Here is a 21,442-nt window from a genome sequence, read left to right as displayed (position 1 = left end):
GCGTCAGGCGGGCCTCGGGTCGGCGGATTTGGGCCGAAGGTGCTTCAGGAACCGGGCCTCCAGCAGCTTGACGAGGCCGACGAGCGTGAAGGTGATGATGAAGTAGAACACCGCCACCAGGCCGAAGGCCTCGAGCGGGGCGAGGTTGTTGTAGTAGACATCGCGGGCGGTGCGGGTGAGTTCGACGATGGTGACGGCGCTGGCGATCGAGGTCGCATGCATGACCATGACGAGCTCGTTGCCGTATTGCGGCAGGGCGCGGCGCATCGCGCTCGGCAGCAGGATGCGGCGGTAGATCGAAAAGGTCGACAGGCCGAGGCTGCGCGCGGCTTCCAGCTCGCCGCTCGGCGTCTGGCGCAGGGCGCCGGCGAGGATTTCCGTCGTATAGGCCGTGCTGTTGAGGGCAAAGGCCAGCCAGGCGCAGAACCAGGCGTTGCGGAACAGCGGCCAGGCCGCGCTCTCGCGCAGCCATTCGAACTGCGCCAGGCCGAAATAGATCATGTAGAGCTGCACCAGGAGCGGCGTGCCCCGGATCACATAGGTGTAGAGGAAAACCGGCTTCGAGAGCAGCGGATTGGGCGAGACGCGCGCGATCGCCAGCGGCACCGACAGCAGGAACGACGCCGAGACCGAGATCGCCATCAGGATCAGGCTGACCTTGAGGCCGTTGAGATAGAGCGGCCAGGATTCCGCGATGAGGGTCCAGTCGACCATCAGAATTCCACCTTGCGCACGCCGAGCGAGAAGCGCCGCTCGACCCAGCCGAGCAGCAGGATCGAGACCGTGGTGACCGCGAGATAGATCCCGCCGATCGCGGCGTAGAAGGTGAAGGGCTCACGCGTGGCGGCCGAGGCGAGGTTGGCGCGGTGGACCATGTCGTCGAGCCCGATGATCGACAAAAGCGCGGTGGCCTTGATCATCACCAGCCAGTTGTTGGTGAAGCCGGGAATGGCGTGGCGGACCATCTGCGGCAGCACGATGCGGCGCAGCACCTGGCCTCGGCTCATGCCATAGGCGAGTCCCGCCTCGCTCTGCCCGCGCGGGATGGCGAGGATGGCGCCGCGAAAGGTCTCCGTCAGATAGGCTCCGAAGATGAAGCCCAGCGTCGTCGTGCCGGCGATGAAGGGGTTGATGTCGAGATAGCCGAGCCCGGCCTTGTCGGCGAGGCTGTTGATCAGAATCTGGCCGCCATAGAAGATCAGCAGCAGCAGGACGAGTTCCGGCAGCCCGCGGATCAGCGTCGTGTAGGTGTCGGCCGCGATGTTGGCCGCCCGCGAGGCCGACAGCTTGGCGCCGGCCCCGATCAGCCCGAAGACGCAGGCGATCGCCAGCGACACGGCCGAAACCAGCAGCGTCGAACGCAGGCCTTCGAGAATGGCGGGGAAATAGCCGTGGAGGAACATGGCTTCGTCCGGATCGGCATGAAAGGGCGTCATGGCCGGGCGAGCCCTGGCCACGTCCCGCGAAACGAGGGGAGCCGGCCCGGTCCATCAGGGCCGGGTGCCGACCTCAGGACCCCGAGATGTCGAAGTCGAAATAGCGGTCGGCCAGCGCCTTGTAGCCGCCATTGGCCTTGAAGGCGGCGAGCGCGGCGTTGATCTGGGTGCGCAGGGCATCGTCGCCCTTGCGCATCGCGATGCCGACGCCCGAGCCCGCGCCAATCCGGATCGCCGGGCCGAGCTGCGCATAGCCCTTGCCTTCCGGCTTCTTCAGGAAGGCCTCCGCGGAGACCACCGAGGAGCCGAAGCCGACATCGGCGCGCCCGACGGCGAGCTCCATGTAGACCTCGGTCTCCTTGCCGGCGAAGACGATGGTGCTGTCCTTGTAGTTCTCTGCCAGATAGGCGGCGCGCGGCGAATTGCGCAGCACGACGATGGTTTTGCCCTTCAACGCGGTCGGCGAGTGATCGGCAAAGGCGCCGGCCTTGGCGACGAAGCGCGAAGGCACGTCGTAATAGGGATCGGAGAAGTCGACCGTCTTCTTGCGCGCCTCGGTGATCGTCATCGAGGCGACGATCATGTCGAACTTCTTGGCGTTGAGCGCCGGGATCATGCCGTCGAATTCCTGCTGGACGAAGCTGCACTCGGCCTTCATCTGCGCGCAGATGGCATTGGCGATGTCGATGTCGAAGCCGCCCAGCTTGCCGTCGGGCGCGATCATCGAGAACGGCGGATAGTTGCCCTCGACCCCGATTCGCAGCTTCGTGGCCTGGGCAGCCGCCGGCTGGCCCAGCACGAGGGCGAACGAGGCCGTTGCGGCCCAGGCGAGGACAGTACGCTTCAGCATGACATTCTCCCGATCAGTGGTCTTGAGTTCCCGCTCGGACTTCACATTGGCGATTAATTTTCATAAGGTCAATATATGAAAATATCTCTTCACGACAGCCCGGGCGGCAGCGGCGCGAGCGACATGGCCTTCGCCGCCTCCGAGCTCGGCCGGAAGCTCCTGGCGCTGCAGGCGTCGGGATCGGCCTCCAATCGCGTCATCGCGGAGCACCTCCTGCGCAATCCGGTGCGCGGCTCGGCCCTGTCGATCGAGGATCTCGCGGCCGCGACCGGCGTCTCGACAGCGACCCTGTCGCGGTTCGCCCGGCTGCTGGGCTTCAGCGGCTTTCCCGATCTGCGCGCCGCGCTCGCCGACACGCTCCAGGCCGTGCTGCGCCCGGTCGAGAAGCTGCGCGGCAGCTTCAACCGGGAAGACGGGCGCTCGCCGCTGCGCGAGGGGCTGGAGGACACGCTGGCCAATCTGCGCGGCACGGCCGAGGCGATCGAGCCCGAGGGCCTGTCGCGCATCGTCGCCCGCCTGACCTCGGCGCGCTGCGTCTATGTGATGGGTTTCGGCCTCTCCGCCCATCTGGCGGGGCTGCTGACGCTCGGCCTGCAGCCTTTCTGTCGCCAGCTCGTCAATGTGGTCGAGTTCGGCGGCACCGAGAATGCCGCCGGCCGCCTGATGGCGCTGGGACCGGAGGATGTGCTGATCGCCATTTCCTTCCCGCGCTACGCCACCGATGTCGTGCACCTGACGCGCTATGCCGCCGACCGCAAGGCGGCCATCGTGGCGCTGACCGACTCGGCCGCATCGCCGCTCGCCCCGCTCGCCGACGAGGTCCTGATCGCCCGCTGCACCCATCCCGTGCTGTCGTCGAGCAATGTCGCGGCGCTGCTCGTGATCGAGGCGCTGGTGACGGCCCTGATGGTCTCGAACGCCGACAATGTCGCCAAGGCGGCGCAGCTGACCGACGCCATCTCGAGCTATCTGGTCTCGCAGACCTCTCGCGGGCGCTGAGGCGCGACGGCCGGCCCCGCCCCCGCGCGCAGCAGCATGCCGAACAGGTCGCGCGGCTCGTCGGGATCGGCCAGCAGGTCGAGTTCATCGTACTCGCCCGTGCGGGCGGCCTCCCCGGCGAGCCAGCGCAGAGCCGAGAAATCCTCGATCGCGAACCCCACCGAGTCGAACAGCGTGATCTGCCGCGCCTCGCGCCGGCCTTCGGCCTGCCCCGTGACGACGCGCCAGAGTTCGGTGACGGGATGGTCGGCGGCGAGTTGCTGGATCTCGCCCTCGATGCGCGTCTGCGGCGGATACTCCACGAAGATGTCGCTGCGCCTGAGGATGTCGGCATGGAGCTCGGTCTTGCCCGGGCAGTCGCCGCCGACCGCGTTGATGTGGATGCCGGCGCCGACCATGTTGTCGGTCAGGATGGTGGCGTTGGCCTTGTCGGCGGTGGCGGTGGTCACGATCTGCGCGCCCAGCACGGCCTCGTCCGGCGAGCGGCAGATCGCGATCTCGAACCCGAAGCCTGCGAGGTTGTGGGCGCAGCGCGTGCTCGCGGCGGGATCGGTATCGTAAAGCCGCAGGCGATCGATGCCGAGCACCGCCCTGAAGGCGAGCGCCTGGAACTCCGACTGCGCGCCATTGCCGATCAGCGCCATGGTGTGGGCACCGTGCGGCGCCAGGTGACTGGCCGCCATGGCCGAGGTGGCGGCGGTGCGCAGCGCGGTCAGGATCGTCATCTCGCTCAGCAGCAGCGGATAGCCGGTCGCGACATCGGCCCAGACGCCGAAGGCGGTGACGGTCTGGCGGCCATCGCGCGTGTTCAGGGGGTGGCCGTTGACGTATTTGAAGGCGTAGTGCCGCCCGTCGCTGGTCGGCATCAGCTCGATAACGCCGTCACGGCTGTGCGAGGCGACGCGCGCGGTCTTGTCGAAGACCTCCCAGCGCCGGAAATCGGCCTCGACGCAGGCGGCAAGGTCGGTCAGCACGCGTTCGATCCCGTGCCGGCCGACGATGCGCATCATCCGATCGACGCTGACGAAGCGGACGAGGTTGAGCTTGCGGTCCATGCTCAGTAGCTCCGCGTCGGGCGATCCAGCACGCTGCGGCCCATCAGGCTGGCGGTGAGGTCCACCATCAGCCGGGCGGTGCGGCCGCGATCGTCGAGGAAGGGGTTGAGTTCGACGAGGTCGAGGCTGGCGACGCGGCCGCTGTCATGGAGCATCTCCATGATCAGATGCGCTTCCCGGAAGGTCGCGCCGCCCGGGACGGTGGTGCCGACGCCGGGCGCGATGTCGGGATCGAGGAAATCGACATCGAGGCTGACATGGAGGATGCCATCCTGCGCCTCGACGATGTCGAGGAAGCGCCGCAGCAGCACGCCGACGCCGTTTTCGTCGATGGCGCGCATGTCGTGCACATGCACGCCGCTGCCGGCCAGAATCCGCCGCTCCGCCGCATCGACGCTGCGCAGCCCCATCATGCAGACCCGCGAGGGATCGAGTGCCGCCGCTAGCGGCGGAAAGGTCCCGGCGAAACCGGGAAGACCGAGCGCATAGCCCATCGGCACGCCATGGAGATGACCGCTCTCCGTCGTCTCCAGCGTGTGGAGGTCCGGATGGGCATCGAGCCAGAGCACGAAGAGCTTGCGGCCGTCCTCGCTCGCGCGGCGAGCATGGCCGGCCAGCGTGCCAGCCGCCAGGCTGTGATCACCGCCGAGCACGATGGTCAGGCCCTGCGCGCCGGTCTCGTAGACGGTCTGCGACAGCGCCTCGGTCCAGGCCACGATCTCGGGCAGGCCGTGCAGCGCGGGGTTGGCGTGGGTCAGGTCGCGTCGCGGCGCCGGGACGAGGTTGCCGCGGTCGATCACGGTGTGGCCGAGCGACTGCAAGGCCGGCCCGATGCCGGCGGCGCGGAAGGCGCTGGGCCCCATGTCGCAACCGAGCCGTCCGGTGCCGTCCTGCACCGGCGCACCCAGAAGAATGCAAGTGGTCTGTCTCATGCGTGCTCGCCTCCCTGCGATAAGGTTAGGGCGCGGCGATGGCGGGATGAACCCGCCAGATTGGCATGGATGACAAGCCGGATTTCCGTTATGGAAAGGCCAACTGCCCAGAATGGACAATCACCGATGGACGAACTCGACCAGCGCCTGATCACGCTGCTGCGCCGGAACGGCCGTCGCGGCGTGTCGGATCTCGCGCTCGAGCTCAGCGTGTCGCGCGCCACGGTCAGGGCGCGCATCGAGCGCCTCGAACAGGCCGGCGAGATCGTCGGCTACACGGTGATCCTGCGGGCGGACGCGGTCTCCGCCCCCGTGCGCGGCATCACCCTGATCGAGGTCGAGGGACGAGCCAAGGACCGCGTGGTCGCGGCGCTGACGGGTTTCGCCGAGGTCACGGCGGTCCACACGACGAGCGGCAAATGGGATCTCGTCGCGGAACTCGGCACCGACAGCCTGACCGCCCTCGACGGGGTCCTGACGCGGCTGCGCCTGATCGCCGGCATCGCCGCGTCGGAAACGCATCTGCTGCTGGCGACGCCGCGCAGCAGCAGGGCCGGGCTCGGACCGCTCGCCCAGCGCTGAGGATGGAGGCGTCCGGACCCCGGTGACCCCGACGTCGGCAGCGTCGGGGTCGGGCTAGAACTCCGTTCGACGCGATTACGCCGGCAGGACCACGACCTTCGTCTTCACCGGCGTCTGGTCGTAAAGGTCGATCATGTCCTGCGTCAGCAGGCCGACGCAGCCGCTGGTGATGCCCGAGCCGATCGATTCCTCATCGAGCGAGGCGTAGATCGTGTAGAGCGTGTAGCGGCCGTTCTGGTAGAGATGCAGGGTGCGCGCGCCCAGCGGATTCTCGAGGCCACCCGGCATGCCGCGGGCATATTTGGCGGCTTCCGGCTGCCGCTTGATCATCTCCGGCGGCGGCGTCCAGGTCGGCCATTCCGACTTGCGCCCGACATAGGCATCGCCATTCCAGCGGAAGCCGTCGCGGCCGACATTGGCGCCGTAGCGCGTGGCGTTGCCGTCGCCCTCGATGCGGTAGACATAGTAATTGCCGGGATCGACGATGATCGTGCCCGGCGCTTCCTTGGTCTCGTAGCGCACGGTGCGGCGCCAGTATTGCGGGTCGACCTTGCTGGGATCGGTCGCCGGGATCGGGAACTTCTTGTCGTCGACCGGCCCATAGAGCTTCTTCGCCTCGGCGAGGCTCATCCCGTCCTGGGTGACGCAGCCGCCCAGCGACAGCGCGCCGAGGCCGGCGGCGGAACCGACGAGGAAGGAGCGGCGGTCGAGCCGCTCCAACCGGCGGCCGGACAGGGCCGTTCCATCTCCGGCGGTTCCATCACGCTTCATCATCACACAACAATCCCGACTGCGTGTCGTCCGACGGAACCGCCCTGGAGACACCTGTTGAACCTATCTGGCGCAGAGTTTGCCGCTTGAACAGGAGACTGGCAAGCCCGACGGCCTTCGCTTAGCTGTCCCGCCCGGACGAAAGGGCCGCGGCGCGCTGCGGCAGGGCAGCGGTTGCCAGGACGCAGGCGGACAGCATCAGGCCCGACCCAATAAGGCAGGCCTGGAGGCCGCCCCACTGGTAGAGCAGGCCCGAGAGCAGGGTCCCGAGGAAGCGACCGAGCGCATTGGCGGCATAGTAGAAGCCGACATCCTCGGCCGATTTCTCCGAACCGGCATAGGCCAGGATCAGATAGGAGTGGAGCGAGGAATTGACCGCGAAGGCGAAGCCGAACAGGCCGAGTCCCGCGACGAGAACGAGATCGGGCCGCAGGCCGGAGCCGCTCGCCAGCAGCGCCGCGATCGCGAAGGGGATCGCCGCCAGCGCCAGCGACCAGAGCCGCGCGGCCGGCACCTCCGATGACAGCCCGTCGGGGCTGCGGGCGATGAAGGCCGGCGCCGCCGCCTGAACGAGGCCGTAGCCGATCGTCCAGACCGCCAGGAAGGTGCCGACCATGGTGAAGGTCCAGCCGGAGGCGTAGAGGAAAACCGGCACGCCGACGACGAACCAGACGTCGCGAGCCCCGAACAGCGCGACGCGCGCCAGCGCCAGCAGGTTGACGGCGCGGTTCTTGGCGAAGAGTTCGCGGGCGGATTTGCTCGCCTTGGCCTTGCCCATCATCGCCGGCAGCGAGGTCAGAACGCCGAGCAGGATCAGGCCCAGCATCGCCGCCATCGCCCAGAGCGCGCCCCGGAAGCCCAGCGCCTCCAGCAGGAGCCCGCCGAGGAAGAAGCCGACGCCCTTCATCGCGTTCTTGGAGCCGGTGAACCACGCGACCCAGCGAAACAGCCGGCCCTCAGCGTTTTCGGTGCGGGCGGCGGCCTCGGCGACCTTGATGGCCGATTTCGAGGCTGTCTTGGTCAGGTCCTTGGCGACGCCGCAGATCCCCTGAGCCATCACCACCCAGGCGACGGAGGCCGCGGCCGTCCAGTCCGGCGACAGTCCCGACAAGAGCAGGAAGCCCGCGATCTGCGTGACGAGACCGACCGCGAGCATGCGGGTGATGCCGTAGCGGGCGGCGAGCCAGCCGCCGATCAGGTTGGCGACGATCCCGGCCGCCTCGTAGAGCAGGAACAGGAAGGCGAGCGTGAAGGGCGAATAGCCGAGCCGGAAGAAATGCAGCAGCACGAGCATGCGCAGCGCGCCGTCGGTCAGGGTGAAGCCCCAATAGGCGGCGGTGACGATGGCGTAGTTGCGCGCACCCTGGGTCAAGGGCTCAGATCCCGACACGCTCGAGATGGCAGGCGAGGTCGACCATGCGGCAGGCATAGCCCATCTCGTTGTCGTACCAGGCGTAGACCTTGAGCATCGTGCCGTCGGTGACCAGCGTCGAGAGCCCGTCGACGATGGCCGAGCGCGTGTCGCGCTGATAGTCGATCGAGACCAGCGGGCGCGGCTCGAAGCCGAGGATGCCGGCGAGCGGCCCCCGCGCCGCCGCCTCGAACAGGGCGTTGACCTCGCCTGCGGTCGTCGGCCGCTCCAGCTCGAAGACGCAGTCGGTCAGCGAGGCGTTGAGGACGGGGGCGCGCACGGCGTGGCCGTCGAGCTTGCCCTTCAACTCGGGGTAGATCAGCGCGATCGCAGTGGCGCTGCCGGTCGTCGTCGGCTGCAGCGAGAGCATGGCCGAGCGGGCGCGGCGGAGATCCTTGTGGGGCGCATCGACCACGACATTGGTGTTGGTCGGGTCATGGATCGTGGTGATCTGCCCGTGCCGGATACGCAGGTTCTCGTGCACGACCTTCACCACCGGGGCGAGGCAGTTGGTGGTGCAGGAGGCGGCGGTGACGATCGGATGCGAGGCCGGGTCGTAGAGATGCTCGTTGACGCCGACAACGACGTTGAGGACGGACGCGTCCTTCACGGGGGCGGCGACGATGACGCGCTTGGCGCCGCGCTTCAGATGCCCCTCCAGCGTCGCGGGCGTCAGGAACTTGCCCGTGCATTCGAGCACCACATCGACGCCGAGATCGCCCCAGGGAATGTCGCCTGGCGCAGCTTCCGCCGAGAAGCTTAAGCGGCGGTCGCCGATCGTGATCGCGTCCTCCCCGGCACTCGCGATGCCGCCGCGCCAGCGCCCCTGCATGCTGTCGAATTCGAGGAGATGGGCGGTCGCAACCGCGCCGCCCTTGATCTCGTTGAGATGGACGATGTCGAGCCGGTTGCCGGCGCGCGGATCGTCGCCCTGCCGGTCGGCCGCGCCCAAAGCCGCCCGCAGCGCCAGCCGCCCGATGCGCCCCATGCCATTGATGCCGACCCTCATGATCCCTGCTCCCTGCCCCACGACCTGCAGCGTCCATGAACCGGATGACGGGAACATGTCAACATGTCGGTTGACTCCGACATGTTGCGCGACAATTATTATGTTGTCCCTCACCGACATAATGAGATGAAGACATGGAAACGTCCCCTCTCAAGGTTCTCTTCGTCTGCAAGGGCAACCACGCCCGCTCGATCATGGCCGAATCGATCATGCGCCGCCTGCCCGGCGGCACGTTCACCGTCTTCAGCGCCGGTTCGCAGCCCCGGCCGCAGATCAATCCCTTCGTGGTGCGGCTGCTGACCTCGCTGAACCACGACCTCACCGGTCTGGCGCCCAAGAGCTGGGACGACTTCGCCAGGCCGGGAGCGCCAGAGCTCGACTTCGTCTTCACCCTCTCCGAGACCGCCGCCAACGCGGTGCCGCCTGCCTGGCCCGGCAATCCGACGACGGCCCTGTGGACGCTGCCCGACCCCGCCGCCTTCGAGGGCGACGATGTCCAGAAGGCGCTTGCCTTTGCCGACGCCTACCGCATGCTCAACAACCGCATCTCGATCTTCGCGAGCCTGCCGCTGGCGACCCTGCAGGGCATGGCGCTGCAGCATCGACTCGACGCGATCGGCCAGGACAAGGGGCGCCGCGAACCCGCCGGCGTTCCTTCAGCACCGAGGGAAGACGCCGCTTGACGCCCAGACGGCCCAACGCAGGACGGCCCACGCCGAAGCTCGACACGATGGACGCCGTCGCCCTGCTGGGGGCGCTGGCGCAGCCGACCCGGCTCGAGATCGTCCGGCTGCTGATGCGCTACCGGCCGCATGGCCTGGCGGCCGGCGATATCGGCCGTCTTCTTGCGGTCGCGCACAACACGCTGTCCGCGCATCTGGCCGCGCTCGAGCAGGTCGGGCTGCTGGCGTCGCGGCGCGAGGGCCGCCACATCATCTTCGCCGCCCAGGCCGCGCGCGCCGATGCGCTCCAGGCCTTCCTGGCCGAGGCCTGCTGCACTGAAGGCCCCCTGCCCTGTGCGGATGCGGCGCCCGCCTTTCCGGCGCGCCGCGACCCGGTGGCGAGCGAGCGGCCCTTGCGCGTCCTGGTGGTCTGCACCGGGAATTCGGCCCGTTCGATCATGGCCGAGGCTGTGCTCAACCGCGAGGGGCTGGGGCGGATCCAGGCCTTCTCGGCCGGCTCGCGCCCGCAGGAGGCCCCCCACCCGCTGGCCCTGCGTCTCCTGTCCGATCTCGGCTACGACATCTCCGAGATGCGGTCGAAATCCTGGGACGAGTTCCTGGGGCCGGAGGTAGCGCCGCTCGACCTCGTCGTCACGGTCTGCGACGACGCCAGCGAGAGCGCCTGCCCCGCCTTCCCTGGCGTGCCGCTGCGCGTGCATTGGGGGCTGGACGATCCTGCTGCAGCGACCGGCCCCGAATCAGCCAAGCGCGCCGCCTTCCTGCAGAGCTATCGCGATCTGGCGGCGCGGGTTTCGGCCTTCGTCAACCTGCCGTTCGAGCAGATGTCGCTGCAGGAGCTGCAGCCGGTGCTCGCCGCCATCGGCCGGATGGACGGCGCGACGGCCAAGGCGCTCGAGCAGGCGGCCTGAGGCGGATCAGCCCAGACGGCGGTCGCGGATATCGAGGATGCGGTCGCAGACCGCCCTGTGCTCGGCCAGAAGGTCCTGAAGCGGCGTCAGCGGCCGGAAGGCCTGCGGGTCGAGTTCCTCCTCGCCCTCTTCGGCCCAGTTCTCGATCGCCGCGTCGGCCGCGGCGAGCTGCTGCGGCGAGAGCGGCCCCTCGCCGCTCGCGCCCTGCTCCAAGGCGATGCGCTCGGCGATCCGCCGGCGCAGGCCCTGCTCGGCCGCGATGACCGCGTCGAGTTCGTCGGCATAGGCCATGGCGCGGCTACTGGACGATGCCGCGCTTGGTCAGCCCATCGATGTCGCAGCGGCAGGGCGCGCCGCGCGGGGCTGGGGGCCCCCAGCAGGAGCCGCGCGAGGTCACGCAGAAACTGCCGCTGCGGCCGCCTTCGCGGTAGCGAGGGCGCTCCTCATAATAGCGGGGACGCTCCTCGTAGTAGCGCGGGCCGCGATCGTAACCCCGATCGTAGCCCCGGCCGCCGCGATCGTAGTTGCGATCATAGCCCCGGTCGTAGCCCCGATCGTAGCCGCGGTCGTAGGGCTGGGCCTGCTGCGGCCGCTGGCGCGGCTGCTGGTACTGCGGCTGCTGGTACTGGGGCGCGCCCTGGCCGGGCCGCATGGTCGCGAAGGGATCCTGATTGCCGACGGTCTGGGCGCCCGCCGGCATCGTGCCGAGCAGAAGCGCAGCGGCGACGGCCATTCTTGCGAGCTTGAACAACGTCATGCCTCTCTCCTGGCTTGCATCGTCCGCCACATCCGCGATGGGTGAACGATGCGTCTGGGGGGTGGTAGCAACGTCTCGATGAATGGCGGCTGAAGCATGCCGCCCCTTTGCCGCTCCCGCACCCGGACTCAGCCGTCCTCGTCGCGTTCGCGCGGCGGCAGGCCGGTTTCGGTTTCCTCGACCGGCTCGCCGGGAATCACATAGCTTCCCTTCAGCCAGCGGCCGAGATCGATATCGGCGCAGCGCGCCGAACAGAAGGGCTTGTAGCGAGGCTGCGCCGGCTTGCCGCAGACGGCGCAGGGCTTGAGCGACGCGGCGCTGGTGACCGACGGGCTGGCGGCCGGCGGGGTGTTCTCGTTGTCAGCCATATTTGAGCGTGATCCCTCCATCGACGACCATTTCGAGGCCGGTGACATAGCGCGCTTCGTCGCTGGCCAGGAACAAGGCCGCATAGGCGACGTCCCAAGCCTCGCCCATATGGCCCATCGGCACCTGCGCGTCACGCGCCGCCCACATCGCCTCGACATCCCCCTGCCCGTAGACCTGGGCGAGGCCGGCGGAGTGTTCAACCATCGGCGTCTTCATCAGGCCCGGCAGGATCGCGTTCACGCGGATCTTCTGCGGGGCGTATTGCACGGCGGTGGTGCGGGTGAGCTGATTCAGCGCCGCCTTGGTGGCGGAATAGCTGGCATAGGGCACGCCCGTGTAGCGGATCGAGGCGATCGACGAGATGTTGATGATCGAGCCGCCCTCCCCGCTCTCCTCGAACTGGCGCTGCATCACCGGGATGACATGCTTCATCGCCAGGAAGGCGCCGGTCAGGTTGACCTTGAAGACGCGGTCCCAGACCTCCTCCGACAATTCGACGACACCGCCGACCTCGGCGATGCCGACATTGTTGTCGAGGATGTCGATACGGCCGTAGCGGCCGAGCGTGCGGCCGACGAGATCGGCCATCTGGTCGGCTTTCGTCACGTCCGCCTCGACCGCGAAGGCCTGGCCGCCCTCGTTCTGGATGAAGGCAGCGGTCTCCTCCGCCGCATCGCGGTTGATGTCGGCGCAGATCACTTTCGCGCCCTCGCGAGCGAAGACGGTGGCGGTGGCCTTGCCATTGCCCCAGCCCGGCCCGATCGACCCCGCCCCGGCCACGATCGCGACCTTGCCCCTGAGACGTCCCGACATGCGTAGTCCTCCCTGGCGCGCAGCCCTTGTGAGGCCGGCTGCGTTCGCGGCGGGCAGGATCGGGCGTTATCGGGCAAGGTGCAAGGCGGACGGGCGAGGCGGCGCTCTTGTCAGGGGCGGCAGCAGGCGCTCTGATCCCCCCTGAGGCGCGATGTCCGAGGCCTCGTCTGCGGAGGGCATGTGACGGGGATCGACAGCGCCGCGCCGGAGCCCACGTCCATGGACCTGCCTGCAGCGACCGCGCAGCCGGATGGGCCGACCCCGAAGGTTCGCCTGCGGATCGCCCTGCTGGGTGCGACCGGCACGATCGGCCGCGCAACCGCAGGCGCCCTGCTGCGACGTGGCCATGACGTCGTCTGCCTGGTTCGCCCCCATGCCAACGCCGCCGCCGTGCGGCCGGACTCAGCGACCGCCGGTCTCCCCGATCGCTTGACCGTCCGGACGGCGGATGTGAGCGATCCCGTGGCACTGGCCCGCGACGGGTTCGCAGGAGAGCGTTTCGACGCGGTGGTGTCGTGCATGGCCTCGCGCACGGGCGCGCCCGCTGATGCCTGGGCCGTCGACCACCGCGCGCATCTGAACGTGCTCGAAGCCGCCCAGCGGGCCGGCGTCCAACACTTCGTGCTGCTGTCCGCCATCTGCGTGCAGAAGCCGCTGCTCGCGTTCCAGCAGGCGAAGCTCGCCTTCGAGGCGGCGCTGATCGGCTCCGGGCTGCGCTATTCGATCGTCCGGCCGACCGCCTTCTTCAAGTCGCTGTCGGGGCAGATCGAGCGCGTCCGCGCGGGCAAGCCCTTCCTGCTCTTCGGCGACGGAACCCTGACCGCCTGCAAGCCGATCAGCGACGGCGATCTCGCGGACTTCATCGCCGGCTGCCTTGAGGACGAGAGCCGGTGGAACCGCATCCTGCCGATCGGCGGCCCCGGCGAGGCGATCACGCCGCGCCAGCAGGGCGAGGCGCTGTTTGCGCTGCTCGGCCGCCCTCCCCGCTTCCGCCAGGTCCCCGTCGCGCTGCTCGACGCCATCATCGGCGGCCTGAGCCTCGCGGGCGCCCTGGTGCCGTCGCTGGCGGCCAAGGCCGAACTGGCGCGGATCGGCCGCTACTACGCCACCGAATCCATGCTGGTGCTGGACCCGGCGACCGGCCGCTACGATGCCGCCGCCACGCCATCGACCGGGACGGAGACCCTGTTCGACTTCTATCGCGCCGTGCTGGGCGGCGCCGCCGCGCCGGAGCGGGGCGACCACGCGGTGTTCTGATCCGACAAGGCGCGCGACGAGGAGACAACGCCATGCATGTCGTTCCCGAGCCTGCCGGAGAGGGACAGGAGAGCGTCTGGGCGTTTCCGCGCCCAGCCATCGCCGAGCCCTGCGCCCGGCGCATCGTCATCCGCCACCGCGGCGCGACGATCGTCGACACGACGCAGGCCGTCCGCGTCATCGAGACCAGCCACCCGCCGAGCTATTATCTGCCGCCCGACAGCTTGAAGGATGCGCGGCTGCGGCCGTCCCCGCATCGGTCGATCTGCGAGTGGAAGGGCCAGGCGGCTTATGTCGATCTGGACATCGGCGGCGAGACGCTCCGCCAAGTCGGCTGGCTCTATCCGTCGCCGACGCCGGCCTTTCGGCTGCTGGCGGGATTCGTCGCCTTCTATGCCGCCCCTTTCGACGAATGCCTGGTCGATGGCGAGCCGGTCACGCCCCAGCCCGGCGGGTTCTATGGCGGCTGGATCACGTCCCATGTCGCCGGCCCCTTCAAGGGGATCCCCGGCAGCCGGTTCTGGTGAGGGCAGATCACAGCCCCACGCGGAACCGCGATCGCCGCTACGCCACGTTCATCCAGCCGAAGCGGACCGGGAAGCCCTCGCCGCCCAGCAGATTGACGGTCTCGTGCAGGGGCAGGCCGACGACGGCGCTGTAGGAGCCGACGAGTTTGACGACGAAGGAGCCGGCGATGCCCTGGATGGCATAGCCGCCGGCCTTGCCGCGCCACTCGCCCGAGGCGAGATAGGTCTCGATGTCCTCGGTCGAGAGCCGCTTGAAGCGCAGCCGCGTCTCGACGACGCGCTCGCGGACCGCCCCGCCCGGCGTCACCAGGGCGACCGAGGTGTAGACCCGGTGGGCTCGACCCGAGAGCAGGCGCAGGCAGGCGGCGGCCTCGTCGACGATCTCGGCCTTGGGCAGGATGCGGCGACCGACCGCGACGACGGTGTCGGCGGCGACGATGTAGCAGCCTTCGAGGTCGGGCCGCGCGGCGGCGCCGATGCGGGCGGCCTGGGCCTTCTCGCGGGCCAGCCGGCGGGAGAGATCGCGCGGGCGCTCGCCCTTCAGCGGGGTCTCGTCGAGATCGGCCGGCAGCAGCGCGTCCGGCTTGAGGCCGACCTGCTCGAGCAAAGCGAGCCGACGCGGCGAGGCCGAGGCCAGGACCAGCATCGGGCGCCAGCCGGGATGTTTGGGAGAGGAAAAGAAGCTCAAGGGCGGACCGAGGGGTTCGGGCACGGCCGGGGCGCCGCGCTGGATCGACAAGCCTCTAGAGCATTTCGGCCGTCGGATAAATCGGCCCAGACAGCCCCGCGTCTGGCGCGGGACACTGCTCTCGAAAACGGCGAGCCATTCACCATGCGCATAATTGATGCAGCCGAACCGCGATTCCAGCCTTGCCCGCCGAGACCCGACCCGACAGATTGTCGGGCCGCGGGATCATCGAGGCCACCACACGCGTTGTGTCATCGGCGATCCGCCCTGCGACGTTCCGGAGTTCCCCCCATGCCAACATCGAGCCGGAAGACGCGTCCCGCGATCGCTGCGGGAGGTGCCGCCCAGGCGTTGGCCGTGCGCATGGCGACGCTGCAGGCCGATGCAGGCCTCACGATCGCGATGCGCATGCCGATCCTGATGCGCGGTGCACTCGGCGACAGCGGGGGCCAGCGCGAAGCCGCCAAGGCGGTGACGGAGAAGGTGACGGCCGTCATGGAGAGCGGTTTCGCCGCGACGCAGGCGAGCGCCTTGTTCTGGTGGGGCATGGCCTTCAGCCTGCCGGGCAGCATCGACCTGGGCGAAGCCGCAGCCAAGGTCGCGCATTCCACGCTGGAGCCCTTCGCCAAGCGCACCAGCGCCAATGCGGCGCGCCTCAGCGGGCGCAAGCGCCGGGGCTGACGAAAGCCCTCAGGCGCCGGGCGAGGGAGTCTCGGCCGGAGCCGCCGTCGCGGAGGCCGCGGTGTGCTCACGGTCGAGCTTCCGGTAGCGGGCCACGCTGAGCGGGATCAGGGCGAGATAGGCGATCACGACCAGCGCCAGCATCTCGAACGGATAGGCGAAGAGCAGCCCGGCCACGACCACGACCGCGACGAAGATCGGCAGCACCTTGTCGCGCGGAATGCGCGTGCCGAGCGTCTTGCCGGCGTAGCAGGGGATGCGCGAGATCGTCAGGAAGGCGATGAAGAGGATGTAGAGGCCGACCGGCACCGCGCCGTAATCCTGCACGGGCACGCCGATGAAGTGCAGATAGAGCGGCAGCATCGCGGTGATCGCGCCGGCCGGGGCCGGCATGCCGACGAAGAAGTTCTTCTGCCATTCCGGGCGGTGGGGATCGTCGATCATGACGTTGAACCGCGCCAGGCGCAGCGCCATGGCGCAGGCCAGCGTCAGCACGATGATCCAGCCGAAGGATTTCAGATCGTGCAGGACGAAGATCCACAGCACATAGCCGGTCGCGACGCCGAAATTCACGAAATCGGAGAGCGAATCGAGCTCTGCGCCGAAGCGCGAGGTGCCCTTGAGCATCCGGGCGAGGCGGCCGTCGACACCGTCCAGCGCCGCGGCGATCAGGATGCAGATCGTCGCCGTCTCGAGCTTGCCCTCGACGACGAGCCGCATCGCCGTCAGCCCGAGGCAGAGCGCCAGCAGGGTGATGACGTTGGGCGCGATCAGCCGGAACGGGATCGGCGTGAAGCGCGCGCGCTTCGATTCGACGCGCTCGGGCTCGAAGGGGGGAAACAGGTCGCTCATGCGAGCCGGGATACGCGGTTTTCGGGTCGGAGGCTAGGCGGGTCCAGCCTTCTCCCCTGGGGGGAGAAGGGAGCCCGTCACAGGCCGCGGAAGCTGCGCACCGCCGACTCGCTGCCGGCGAAGTCTGCCAGCACCGTTTCACCGGCGAAAGCCGTCTGGCCCTCGCCCACCAGCGGGATCACGCCGACCGGCAGGTAGACGTCGACGCGCGAGCCGAAGCGGATCAGGCCGAAGCGCTCGCCGGTGCCGATCGTGTCGCCCTCCTTGACGAAGGGCACGATGCGGCGCGCGATCAGGCCGGCGATCTGGACGACGCCGACGATGCCATGGGCGGTCTCGATCGCCAGCGCGTTGCGCTCGTTGTCGTCGCTCGCCTTGTCGAGCTCGGCATTCAGGAAGAGGCCCGGCGTATAGGCCATCTTGACGATGCGGCCGGGCACGGGGGCGCGGTTCACATGGCAGTCGAAGACGTTCATGAAGATCGAAATGCGCGTCATCGGCTCGGCCGGGAGATTCAGTTCCGGCGGCGGCAGGGCCGAGGCGATCTGGCTGACGCGGCCGTCGGCCGGCGAGATCACCAGCCCCTCGCGCTGCGGCGTGATGCGGATCGGATCGCGGAAGAAATAGCAGATCCAGAGCGTGATGATCGCGCCGATCCAGCCGAAGGGCGACCAGAGATTGGCGAGCACGATCGTCGCGACGAGCGCGATGGCGATGAAGACATAGCCCTCCTTGTGGATGGGCACGATCACCTTGCGGACGGAATCGACGAGCGACATGGGTTTTGAATTCCGTGATGCGGAGCGCGCGGCCGTCGCGCCTCCCGATGCGGTCTGCGGCGGAAAGGGCCGCCGGTTCTGGGCGCTGTTTAGGGGGTTCGGGCCGCGCAGGGAAGAGCGTCATCGCCGCGCCCCATTCGCCGACCACCTTCGCAGGCGAACAGGAGTGCTGCCGTGACGACACTCGAGGCCCTCGCTGCGACGACGCCGGACGGGCTGGTGGAGAGCCGCCGCCCGGCTCTCTCGGTGATCGCCTCGCTGCTGCGCAACCCGCTGCAGGCGATGCCGCCGGAGGTCTATCGCGAGCGGCTGGTACTGGCGACGACCGGTGGGCGCACGAGCCTCTATGTCTGCGACCCCGCGCTGATCCAGGAGGTGCTGACCCGCCAGGCCGGCAGGCTCGGCAAGGGCAACCTCATCCGCAAGGTGCTCGGCCCCGCCATCGGCGAGGGCCTGCTGACGGCCGATGGGGCGCATTGGCGCTGGCAGCGCCAGGCCGTGGCGTCGGGCTTCCAGCACGAGAGGCTGCTCGGCTTCCTGCCGGCGATGATCGAGGCGGCGGAGGCGACGCGCGGGCGCTGGCAGGCGGCCTCCGCGCCGCTCGACATCGGCCACGAGATGATGCGCACCACCTTCGACATCATCATCGAGACGATGCTGTCGGGCGCGCAGGCGCTGGATGTCGGCAAGGTCGAGCAGGCGATCTCGGATTATCTCGAACCGTCGAACTTCATGGTCATCTACAACCTCTTCGGCCTGCCGGGCTGGCTGCCCTATCCGGGCCGGGCCAGGGCGCGCGCCTCGGTGACCTATCTGCGCGAAAATCTGCGGGCGCTGGTGGCGCAGCGCCGGGCCGAGCCGCCGGAGCACGGCGACCTGCTCGACATGCTGCTGGCGAGCGCCGACCCCGAGACGGACCGGGCGATGCGCGACGAGGAGATCGTCGACAACCTGCTCACCTTCGTCACCGCCGGGCACGAGACGACCGCGGTCGGCCTCGCCTGGACCTTCCATCTGCTGGCGCAGAACCGCGACTGGGAGGCGCGCGTGCTCGAGGAGATCGCGGCGGTCACCGAAGGGGGCCCGCTGTTGCCGCGCCATGTCGCGGCGCTGCCGCTGACCAGGGCGGTCTTCCAGGAGGCGATGCGGCTCTACCCGCCCGCCCCGGTGATCACACGGGAGGTCGAGGAGCCCTTCACGCTCGGCGGCGTCGCGCTGAAGCAGGGCATGGTGCTCTATGTGCCGATCCAAGCGGTGCACCGTCACGAGAGGCTGTGGGACAGGCCCGAGCAGTTCGACCCATCCCGTTTCCTCGGCGATGCCGGGCGCGGGCGCCACCGCTACGCCTATCTGCCCTTCGGCGCCGGCCCGCGCATCTGTATCGGCAGTGCCTTTGCGACAATGGAGGCGGTCGCGATCCTGGCGGTGCTGCTGCCGGCGCTGCGGCTCGATCCGCTGCCCGGCCAGGTTCCTGAGCCGATGCTGAAGATCACGCTGCGGCCGAAGCAGCCGCTGCGGATGCACGCGAGCCCGCGCGGCTGAGCGCAGCGGCCGCTCAGCTCACCGGGCGGTAGGTGGTGAAGCGCCGCGCCGCCAGCCAGGTCAGACCGACGAAGACCGCGAGCAGCACGCCTTCGACGAGCGCGAAGGGCGGCACGGATCCGGCGGGCGCCAGCGCCCGCAGCGCCGGCACCTTCTGGAAGGCCTGCGCCACCAGGACGAAGAGCAGCAGATAGAAGCTCAGCATCGCCGCGACCGCATAGATGCCGCGCCATGGCCCGAGCAGCATGCGCGCATAGAGCGCGAAGCCCGCCACGACCACCAGCGCGAGCGCCACCGCCCCGATGATGTGCGAGGGCAAGAGCCCGCTGAAGGGAAAGCCGAAGCCGGTCGCGCTGGTGGCGAAGGCGGTGGACAGGAAGACGCCGGTCCAGCGCGGGCTGACATGGCCCCTGAGCAACCCTACCGCGACCGGGATCCCGGCGACGATGGCGATGAGGCTGAGCCAGGTGTGGAAGCCGACGAAACTCAACGGGTTGAACATCGCGTCGCCTCGTCGGACGGGAGTCTGGATCGGCTCCGGCAGGATGCAGGAAGCGCGCCGCCGGGGCCAGCGGCACGCTCCCGCCGTCAGGGGGCCAGCGACACCCGCACGCTGGGCTCTTCCTCGGCGCTGGCGCGCTGGAGCGTCGCCTTGGCCTCGTCGACCTGGCGCTGGCGGTTCCAGAGCGAGGCGTAGATGCCGTCGGCCGCCAGAAGCGTGGCGTGGCTGCCGCGCTCGGCGATCAGCCCCTTGTCGAGCACGATGATCTCGTCGGCGTTGATCACGGTGGAGAGCCGGTGGGCGATGACCAGCGTGGTGCGGCCGCGGCTGACGAGATCGAGCGCGTCCTGGATTTCCTTCTCGGTGAAGGAATCCAGCGCCGAGGTCGCCTCGTCCAGCACCAGCACGGGCGGACCTTTCAGGATGGTGCGGGCGATGGCGACGCGCTGCTTCTCGCCGCCCGAGAGCTTCAGGCCACGCTCGCCGACCGAAGTGCCATAGCCCTCCGGCAACGACTTGATGAAGCGGTCGATCTGGGCGAGCCGGGCTGCGTCCTCGACCTCCGCCATCGTGGCCTCGGGCCGGCCATAGCGGATGTTGTACTCGATGGAGTCGTTGAACAGCACCGTGTCCTGCGGGACCATGCCGATGGCGGCGCGGAGCGAGACCTGCTGGACATCGGCGATGGGCTGGCCGTCGATCAGGATGCGCCCCTGTTGCGGCTCGTAGAAGCGGAAGAGCAGGCGCGAGATCGTCGACTTGCCGGCGCCGGACGGGCCGACGATGGCGATGGTCTTGCCCGCCGGCACGGTGAAGGAGATGCCCTTCAGGATCGGCCGCTCGGGGATATAGGCGAAGTGGACATCCTCGAAGGTGACCTCGCCGGCCGGCACGACGAGCGGCTTGGCGCCCGGCTTGTCCTGGATCTCGGGGTCCTTCCCGATCAGCGAGAACATCTGCTCGATGTCGAGCGTCGCCTGCTTGATCTCGCGATAGACGGTGCCCATGAAGTTCAGCGGCTGGTAGAGCTGGATCAGCATGGCGTTGATCAGCACGAAGTCGCCGACCGTGAGCGTGCCCGCCCGGAAGCCCTGCACCGCCATCACCATCGAGATCGTCAGGCCCGCCGCGAAGATCGCGGCCTGGCCGAAATTCAGCCAGGCGAGCGAGGTGTAGGCCTTGATCGAGTTGCGTTCATAGCGCGCCATCGAGAGGTCGTAGCGGGCAGTCTCGCGCGCCTCGGCGCCGAAATACTTCACCGTCTCGTAGTTCAAGAGCGAGTCGATCGCCTTCGAATTGGCGTCGGTGTCGGACTCGTTCATCTGGGTGCGGATGGCGATGCGCCACTCCGTCGCCTTGATGGTGTAGGCCATGTAGGTCGTGACCATCACCACCAGCACGACGACATAGAGCCAGTTGAAGATCGTCAGCAGCACGGCGGTGATCAGGACGAGCTCGATCGTCACCGGAACGAGCTGGTTGAGCCCGAGCCGCACCATTTCCTCGATGCCGTTGCGGCCGCGTTCGAGGACGCGTGTCAGCCCGCCCGTCTTGCGCTCGAGATGAAAGCGCAGCGAGAGCTGGTGCAGATGGCCGAAGGTCTGCAGCGCCAGCGTGCGCACCGCATGCATGAAGACCGGGGCAAACAGCGCGTCGCGGGCCTGGATGAAGGCCGCCGAGCCGACGCGGGCGAGGCCGTAGATCACCGTCAGCGCCAGGGGCGCGCCGACCAGCCAGGGCAGCCAGGCGCCGAGCGTGGTCGGTGTCGCGGCGAGCGCATCCGTCGCCCATTTGAAGGTGAAGGGCACGCCCATCAGCACGACGCGGCCGAGCACCAGCAGCAGGAAGGCCAATACGACGCGGCGGCGCAGATCGGCGCGGTCCGCCGGCCAGAGATAGGGCCAGAGCGCCCGGAAGGTGGCGGCGAAGCCCGATCCGGGCTGGAGCACGGCCGAGCGCGCGAAGATCGGCGCCGGGGGCGGCGCGGCAGGCGGTGACATCTTGGGACGATTCCAGGTTGGGAGGCCGGTATAGGGGTA

General features: G+C 68.9%; 25 protein-coding genes. 8 read left to right on the top strand and 17 right to left on the bottom strand.

From position 1 onward, the window contains the following. Positions 1 to 3: 3 nt before the first annotated feature. From BSY19_RS13555 to BSY19_RS13545, 3 genes are all read right to left on the bottom strand, one after another. Entirely contained in the window at positions 4 to 714 is a 711-nt protein-coding gene (locus BSY19_RS13555; RefSeq protein ID WP_210184429.1) for an ABC transporter permease, read from the bottom strand. Then, entirely contained in the window at positions 714 to 1,436 is a 723-nt protein-coding gene (locus tag BSY19_RS13550; protein ID WP_236840530.1) for an ABC transporter permease, read from the bottom strand. Before BSY19_RS13550 ends, BSY19_RS13555 begins: the two co-directional genes overlap by 1 nt. 73 nt (positions 1,437 to 1,509) lie before the next feature. After that, complete coding sequence (locus BSY19_RS13545; protein ID WP_083247591.1) at positions 1,510 to 2,286, bottom strand: transporter substrate-binding domain-containing protein; 777 nt, start codon at positions 2,284 to 2,286, stop codon at positions 1,510 to 1,512. Between the two features lie 75 nt (positions 2,287 to 2,361). Between BSY19_RS13545 and BSY19_RS13540 the strand changes: the two genes are divergently transcribed. Beyond that, positions 2,362 to 3,285 carry a MurR/RpiR family transcriptional regulator gene (locus tag BSY19_RS13540; RefSeq protein ID WP_210184428.1) on the top strand — a complete coding sequence of 308 codons (924 nt, stop codon included), beginning with the start codon at positions 2,362 to 2,364 and terminating at the stop codon, positions 3,283 to 3,285. Here the strand turns inward: BSY19_RS13540 and BSY19_RS13535 are convergent. Both BSY19_RS13535 and rocF read right to left on the bottom strand, forming a co-directional pair. Further along, the gene (locus tag BSY19_RS13535; RefSeq protein ID WP_069054622.1) at positions 3,252 to 4,340 is read right to left on the bottom strand and encodes an ornithine cyclodeaminase; all 1,089 of its coding nucleotides are present in this window, start codon (positions 4,338 to 4,340) and stop codon (positions 3,252 to 3,254) included. The two genes, BSY19_RS13540 and BSY19_RS13535, sit on opposite strands and share 34 nt — an antisense overlap. 2 nt (positions 4,341 to 4,342) lie before the next feature. Continuing rightward, positions 4,343 to 5,272 carry an arginase gene (gene rocF, locus BSY19_RS13530; protein WP_069054621.1) on the bottom strand — a complete coding sequence of 310 codons (930 nt, stop codon included), beginning with the start codon at positions 5,270 to 5,272 and terminating at the stop codon, positions 4,343 to 4,345. 126 nt (positions 5,273 to 5,398) lie between these two features. On the opposite strand from rocF, the gene BSY19_RS13525 reads away from it, so the two are divergent. Continuing rightward, entirely contained in the window at positions 5,399 to 5,854 is a 456-nt protein-coding gene (locus tag BSY19_RS13525; RefSeq protein ID WP_069054620.1) for an Lrp/AsnC family transcriptional regulator, read from the top strand. Positions 5,855 to 5,929: 75 nt separating this feature from the next. On the opposite strand, the gene BSY19_RS13520 is transcribed toward BSY19_RS13525, so the two are convergent. The 3 genes from BSY19_RS13520 to BSY19_RS13510 all read right to left on the bottom strand — a co-directional run bounded on the left by BSY19_RS13520 (position 5,930) and on the right by BSY19_RS13510 (position 9,045). Beyond that, the gene (locus BSY19_RS13520) at positions 5,930 to 6,628 is read right to left on the bottom strand and encodes a L,D-transpeptidase (protein ID WP_069054619.1); all 699 of its coding nucleotides are present in this window, start codon (positions 6,626 to 6,628) and stop codon (positions 5,930 to 5,932) included. A gap of 118 nt (positions 6,629 to 6,746) precedes the next feature. Beyond that, entirely contained in the window at positions 6,747 to 7,997 is a 1,251-nt protein-coding gene (gene arsJ, locus BSY19_RS13515; RefSeq protein ID WP_236840529.1) for an organoarsenical effux MFS transporter ArsJ, read from the bottom strand. A gap of 4 nt (positions 7,998 to 8,001) precedes the next feature. After that, positions 8,002 to 9,045 carry an ArsJ-associated glyceraldehyde-3-phosphate dehydrogenase gene (locus tag BSY19_RS13510; protein ID WP_069054618.1) on the bottom strand — a complete coding sequence of 348 codons (1,044 nt, stop codon included), beginning with the start codon at positions 9,043 to 9,045 and terminating at the stop codon, positions 8,002 to 8,004. Positions 9,046 to 9,179: 134 nt separating this feature from the next. On the opposite strand from BSY19_RS13510, the gene BSY19_RS13505 reads away from it, so the two are divergent. Together BSY19_RS13505 and BSY19_RS13500 are read left to right on the top strand one after the other, a co-directional pair. Next, complete coding sequence (locus tag BSY19_RS13505; protein ID WP_069054617.1) at positions 9,180 to 9,728, top strand: arsenate reductase ArsC; 549 nt, start codon at positions 9,180 to 9,182, stop codon at positions 9,726 to 9,728. Further along, the gene (locus BSY19_RS13500; protein WP_236840528.1) at positions 9,725 to 10,636 is read left to right on the top strand and encodes an arsenate reductase/protein-tyrosine-phosphatase family protein; all 912 of its coding nucleotides are present in this window, start codon (positions 9,725 to 9,727) and stop codon (positions 10,634 to 10,636) included. Before BSY19_RS13505 ends, BSY19_RS13500 begins: the two co-directional genes overlap by 4 nt. Positions 10,637 to 10,642: 6 nt before the next feature. Here the strand turns inward: BSY19_RS13500 and BSY19_RS13495 are convergent, their stop codons facing one another. The 4 genes from BSY19_RS13495 to BSY19_RS13480 form a co-directional block, all read right to left on the bottom strand. Then, positions 10,643 to 10,927, bottom strand: a complete 285-nt coding sequence (locus BSY19_RS13495; protein ID WP_069054615.1) for a hypothetical protein — start codon at positions 10,925 to 10,927, stop codon at positions 10,643 to 10,645. A 7-nt stretch (positions 10,928 to 10,934) separates the two neighbouring features. Then, positions 10,935 to 11,393: a hypothetical protein gene (locus BSY19_RS27565; protein ID WP_150129610.1), complete on the bottom strand. Its 459-nt coding sequence runs from the start codon at positions 11,391 to 11,393 to the stop codon at positions 10,935 to 10,937. Between the two features lie 128 nt (positions 11,394 to 11,521). After that, complete coding sequence (gene yacG / locus BSY19_RS13485) at positions 11,522 to 11,761, bottom strand: DNA gyrase inhibitor YacG (RefSeq protein ID WP_069054614.1); 240 nt, start codon at positions 11,759 to 11,761, stop codon at positions 11,522 to 11,524. Next, a complete protein-coding gene (locus BSY19_RS13480) occupies positions 11,754 to 12,575 on the bottom strand; it encodes an SDR family NAD(P)-dependent oxidoreductase (protein WP_069054613.1) in 822 nt (273 codons plus the stop codon). Before BSY19_RS13480 ends, yacG begins: the two co-directional genes overlap by 8 nt. 285 nt (positions 12,576 to 12,860) lie before the next feature. Here BSY19_RS13480 and BSY19_RS13475 point away from each other — a divergent pair, with 285 nt between their 5' ends. After that, positions 12,861 to 13,832, top strand: a complete 972-nt coding sequence (locus BSY19_RS13475) for an NAD(P)H-binding protein (protein ID WP_069057085.1) — start codon at positions 12,861 to 12,863, stop codon at positions 13,830 to 13,832. Between the two features lie 32 nt (positions 13,833 to 13,864). Continuing rightward, positions 13,865 to 14,359, top strand: a complete 495-nt coding sequence (locus BSY19_RS13470) for a DUF427 domain-containing protein (protein WP_069054612.1) — start codon at positions 13,865 to 13,867, stop codon at positions 14,357 to 14,359. A gap of 37 nt (positions 14,360 to 14,396) precedes the next feature. Here BSY19_RS13470 and BSY19_RS13465 read toward each other — a convergent pair whose 3' ends face one another. Continuing rightward, the gene (locus BSY19_RS13465) at positions 14,397 to 15,005 is read right to left on the bottom strand and encodes a Maf-like protein (protein WP_083247915.1); all 609 of its coding nucleotides are present in this window, start codon (positions 15,003 to 15,005) and stop codon (positions 14,397 to 14,399) included. Positions 15,006 to 15,338: 333 nt separating this feature from the next. Here BSY19_RS13465 and BSY19_RS13460 point away from each other — a divergent pair, with 333 nt between their 5' ends. After that, on the top strand, positions 15,339 to 15,728 hold the full coding sequence (locus tag BSY19_RS13460; protein WP_150129608.1) for a hypothetical protein: 390 nt from the start codon (positions 15,339 to 15,341) through the stop codon (positions 15,726 to 15,728). 9 nt (positions 15,729 to 15,737) lie between these two features. Here the strand turns inward: BSY19_RS13460 and BSY19_RS13455 are convergent, their stop codons facing one another. Both BSY19_RS13455 and BSY19_RS13450 read right to left on the bottom strand, forming a co-directional pair. Beyond that, positions 15,738 to 16,580 (bottom strand): CDP-alcohol phosphatidyltransferase family protein, encoded by an 843-nt coding sequence (locus tag BSY19_RS13455; protein ID WP_069054610.1) that lies wholly within the window; start codon positions 16,578 to 16,580, stop codon positions 15,738 to 15,740. Between the two features lie 77 nt (positions 16,581 to 16,657). Continuing rightward, positions 16,658 to 17,470 (bottom strand): phosphatidylserine decarboxylase, encoded by an 813-nt coding sequence (locus tag BSY19_RS13450; RefSeq protein ID WP_257785746.1) that lies wholly within the window; start codon positions 17,468 to 17,470, stop codon positions 16,658 to 16,660. Positions 17,471 to 17,533: 63 nt separating this feature from the next. On the opposite strand from BSY19_RS13450, the gene BSY19_RS13445 reads away from it, so the two are divergent. Further along, positions 17,534 to 18,901, top strand: a complete 1,368-nt coding sequence (locus BSY19_RS13445; protein ID WP_069054608.1) for a cytochrome P450 — start codon at positions 17,534 to 17,536, stop codon at positions 18,899 to 18,901. Between the two features lie 13 nt (positions 18,902 to 18,914). Here BSY19_RS13445 and BSY19_RS13440 read toward each other — a convergent pair whose 3' ends face one another. Then, complete coding sequence (locus BSY19_RS13440; protein ID WP_083247590.1) at positions 18,915 to 19,403, bottom strand: hypothetical protein; 489 nt, start codon at positions 19,401 to 19,403, stop codon at positions 18,915 to 18,917. 86 nt (positions 19,404 to 19,489) lie between these two features. Further along, entirely contained in the window at positions 19,490 to 21,403 is a 1,914-nt protein-coding gene (locus BSY19_RS13435) for an ABCB family ABC transporter ATP-binding protein/permease (RefSeq protein ID WP_083247589.1), read from the bottom strand. Positions 21,404 to 21,442 lie beyond the last annotated feature (39 nt).

The sequence above is a fragment of the Bosea sp. RAC05 genome (genome assembly GCF_001713455.1).
In the GTDB taxonomy this organism is placed as follows: domain Bacteria; phylum Pseudomonadota; class Alphaproteobacteria; order Rhizobiales; family Beijerinckiaceae; genus Allobosea.
This window is presented reverse-complemented; position numbering and strand designations above follow the sequence as displayed.

Excerpts from the sequence above, each read along its gene's own strand:
- BSY19_RS13555 (WP_210184429.1), bottom strand. The coding sequence starts at position 714 with ATGGTCGACTGGACCCTCATCGCGGAATCCTGGCCGCTCTATCTCAAC.
- BSY19_RS13550 (WP_236840530.1), bottom strand. The coding sequence starts at position 1,436 with ATGACGCCCTTTCATGCCGATCCGGACGAAGCCATGTTCCTCCACGGC.
- BSY19_RS13545 (WP_083247591.1), bottom strand. The coding sequence starts at position 2,286 with ATGCTGAAGCGTACTGTCCTCGCCTGGGCCGCAACGGCCTCGTTCGCC.
- BSY19_RS13540 (WP_210184428.1), top strand. The coding sequence starts at position 2,362 with ATGAAAATATCTCTTCACGACAGCCCGGGCGGCAGCGGCGCGAGCGAC.
- BSY19_RS13535 (WP_069054622.1), bottom strand. The coding sequence starts at position 4,340 with ATGGACCGCAAGCTCAACCTCGTCCGCTTCGTCAGCGTCGATCGGATG.
- rocF (WP_069054621.1), bottom strand. The coding sequence starts at position 5,272 with ATGAGACAGACCACTTGCATTCTTCTGGGTGCGCCGGTGCAGGACGGC.
- BSY19_RS13525 (WP_069054620.1), top strand. The coding sequence starts at position 5,399 with ATGGACGAACTCGACCAGCGCCTGATCACGCTGCTGCGCCGGAACGGC.
- BSY19_RS13520 (WP_069054619.1), bottom strand. The coding sequence starts at position 6,628 with ATGATGAAGCGTGATGGAACCGCCGGAGATGGAACGGCCCTGTCCGGC.
- BSY19_RS13510 (WP_069054618.1), bottom strand. The coding sequence starts at position 9,045 with ATGAGGGTCGGCATCAATGGCATGGGGCGCATCGGGCGGCTGGCGCTG.
- BSY19_RS13505 (WP_069054617.1), top strand. The coding sequence starts at position 9,180 with ATGGAAACGTCCCCTCTCAAGGTTCTCTTCGTCTGCAAGGGCAACCAC.
- BSY19_RS13495 (WP_069054615.1), bottom strand. The coding sequence starts at position 10,927 with ATGGCCTATGCCGACGAACTCGACGCGGTCATCGCGGCCGAGCAGGGC.
- BSY19_RS27565 (WP_150129610.1), bottom strand. The coding sequence starts at position 11,393 with ATGACGTTGTTCAAGCTCGCAAGAATGGCCGTCGCCGCTGCGCTTCTG.
- yacG (WP_069054614.1), bottom strand. The coding sequence starts at position 11,761 with ATGGCTGACAACGAGAACACCCCGCCGGCCGCCAGCCCGTCGGTCACC.
- BSY19_RS13480 (WP_069054613.1), bottom strand. The coding sequence starts at position 12,575 with ATGTCGGGACGTCTCAGGGGCAAGGTCGCGATCGTGGCCGGGGCGGGG.
- BSY19_RS13470 (WP_069054612.1), top strand. The coding sequence starts at position 13,865 with ATGCATGTCGTTCCCGAGCCTGCCGGAGAGGGACAGGAGAGCGTCTGG.
- BSY19_RS13465 (WP_083247915.1), bottom strand. The coding sequence starts at position 15,005 with ATGCTGGTCCTGGCCTCGGCCTCGCCGCGTCGGCTCGCTTTGCTCGAG.
- BSY19_RS13460 (WP_150129608.1), top strand. The coding sequence starts at position 15,339 with ATGCCAACATCGAGCCGGAAGACGCGTCCCGCGATCGCTGCGGGAGGT.
- BSY19_RS13455 (WP_069054610.1), bottom strand. The coding sequence starts at position 16,580 with ATGAGCGACCTGTTTCCCCCCTTCGAGCCCGAGCGCGTCGAATCGAAG.
- BSY19_RS13440 (WP_083247590.1), bottom strand. The coding sequence starts at position 19,403 with ATGTTCAACCCGTTGAGTTTCGTCGGCTTCCACACCTGGCTCAGCCTC.
- BSY19_RS13435 (WP_083247589.1), bottom strand. The coding sequence starts at position 21,403 with ATGTCACCGCCTGCCGCGCCGCCCCCGGCGCCGATCTTCGCGCGCTCG.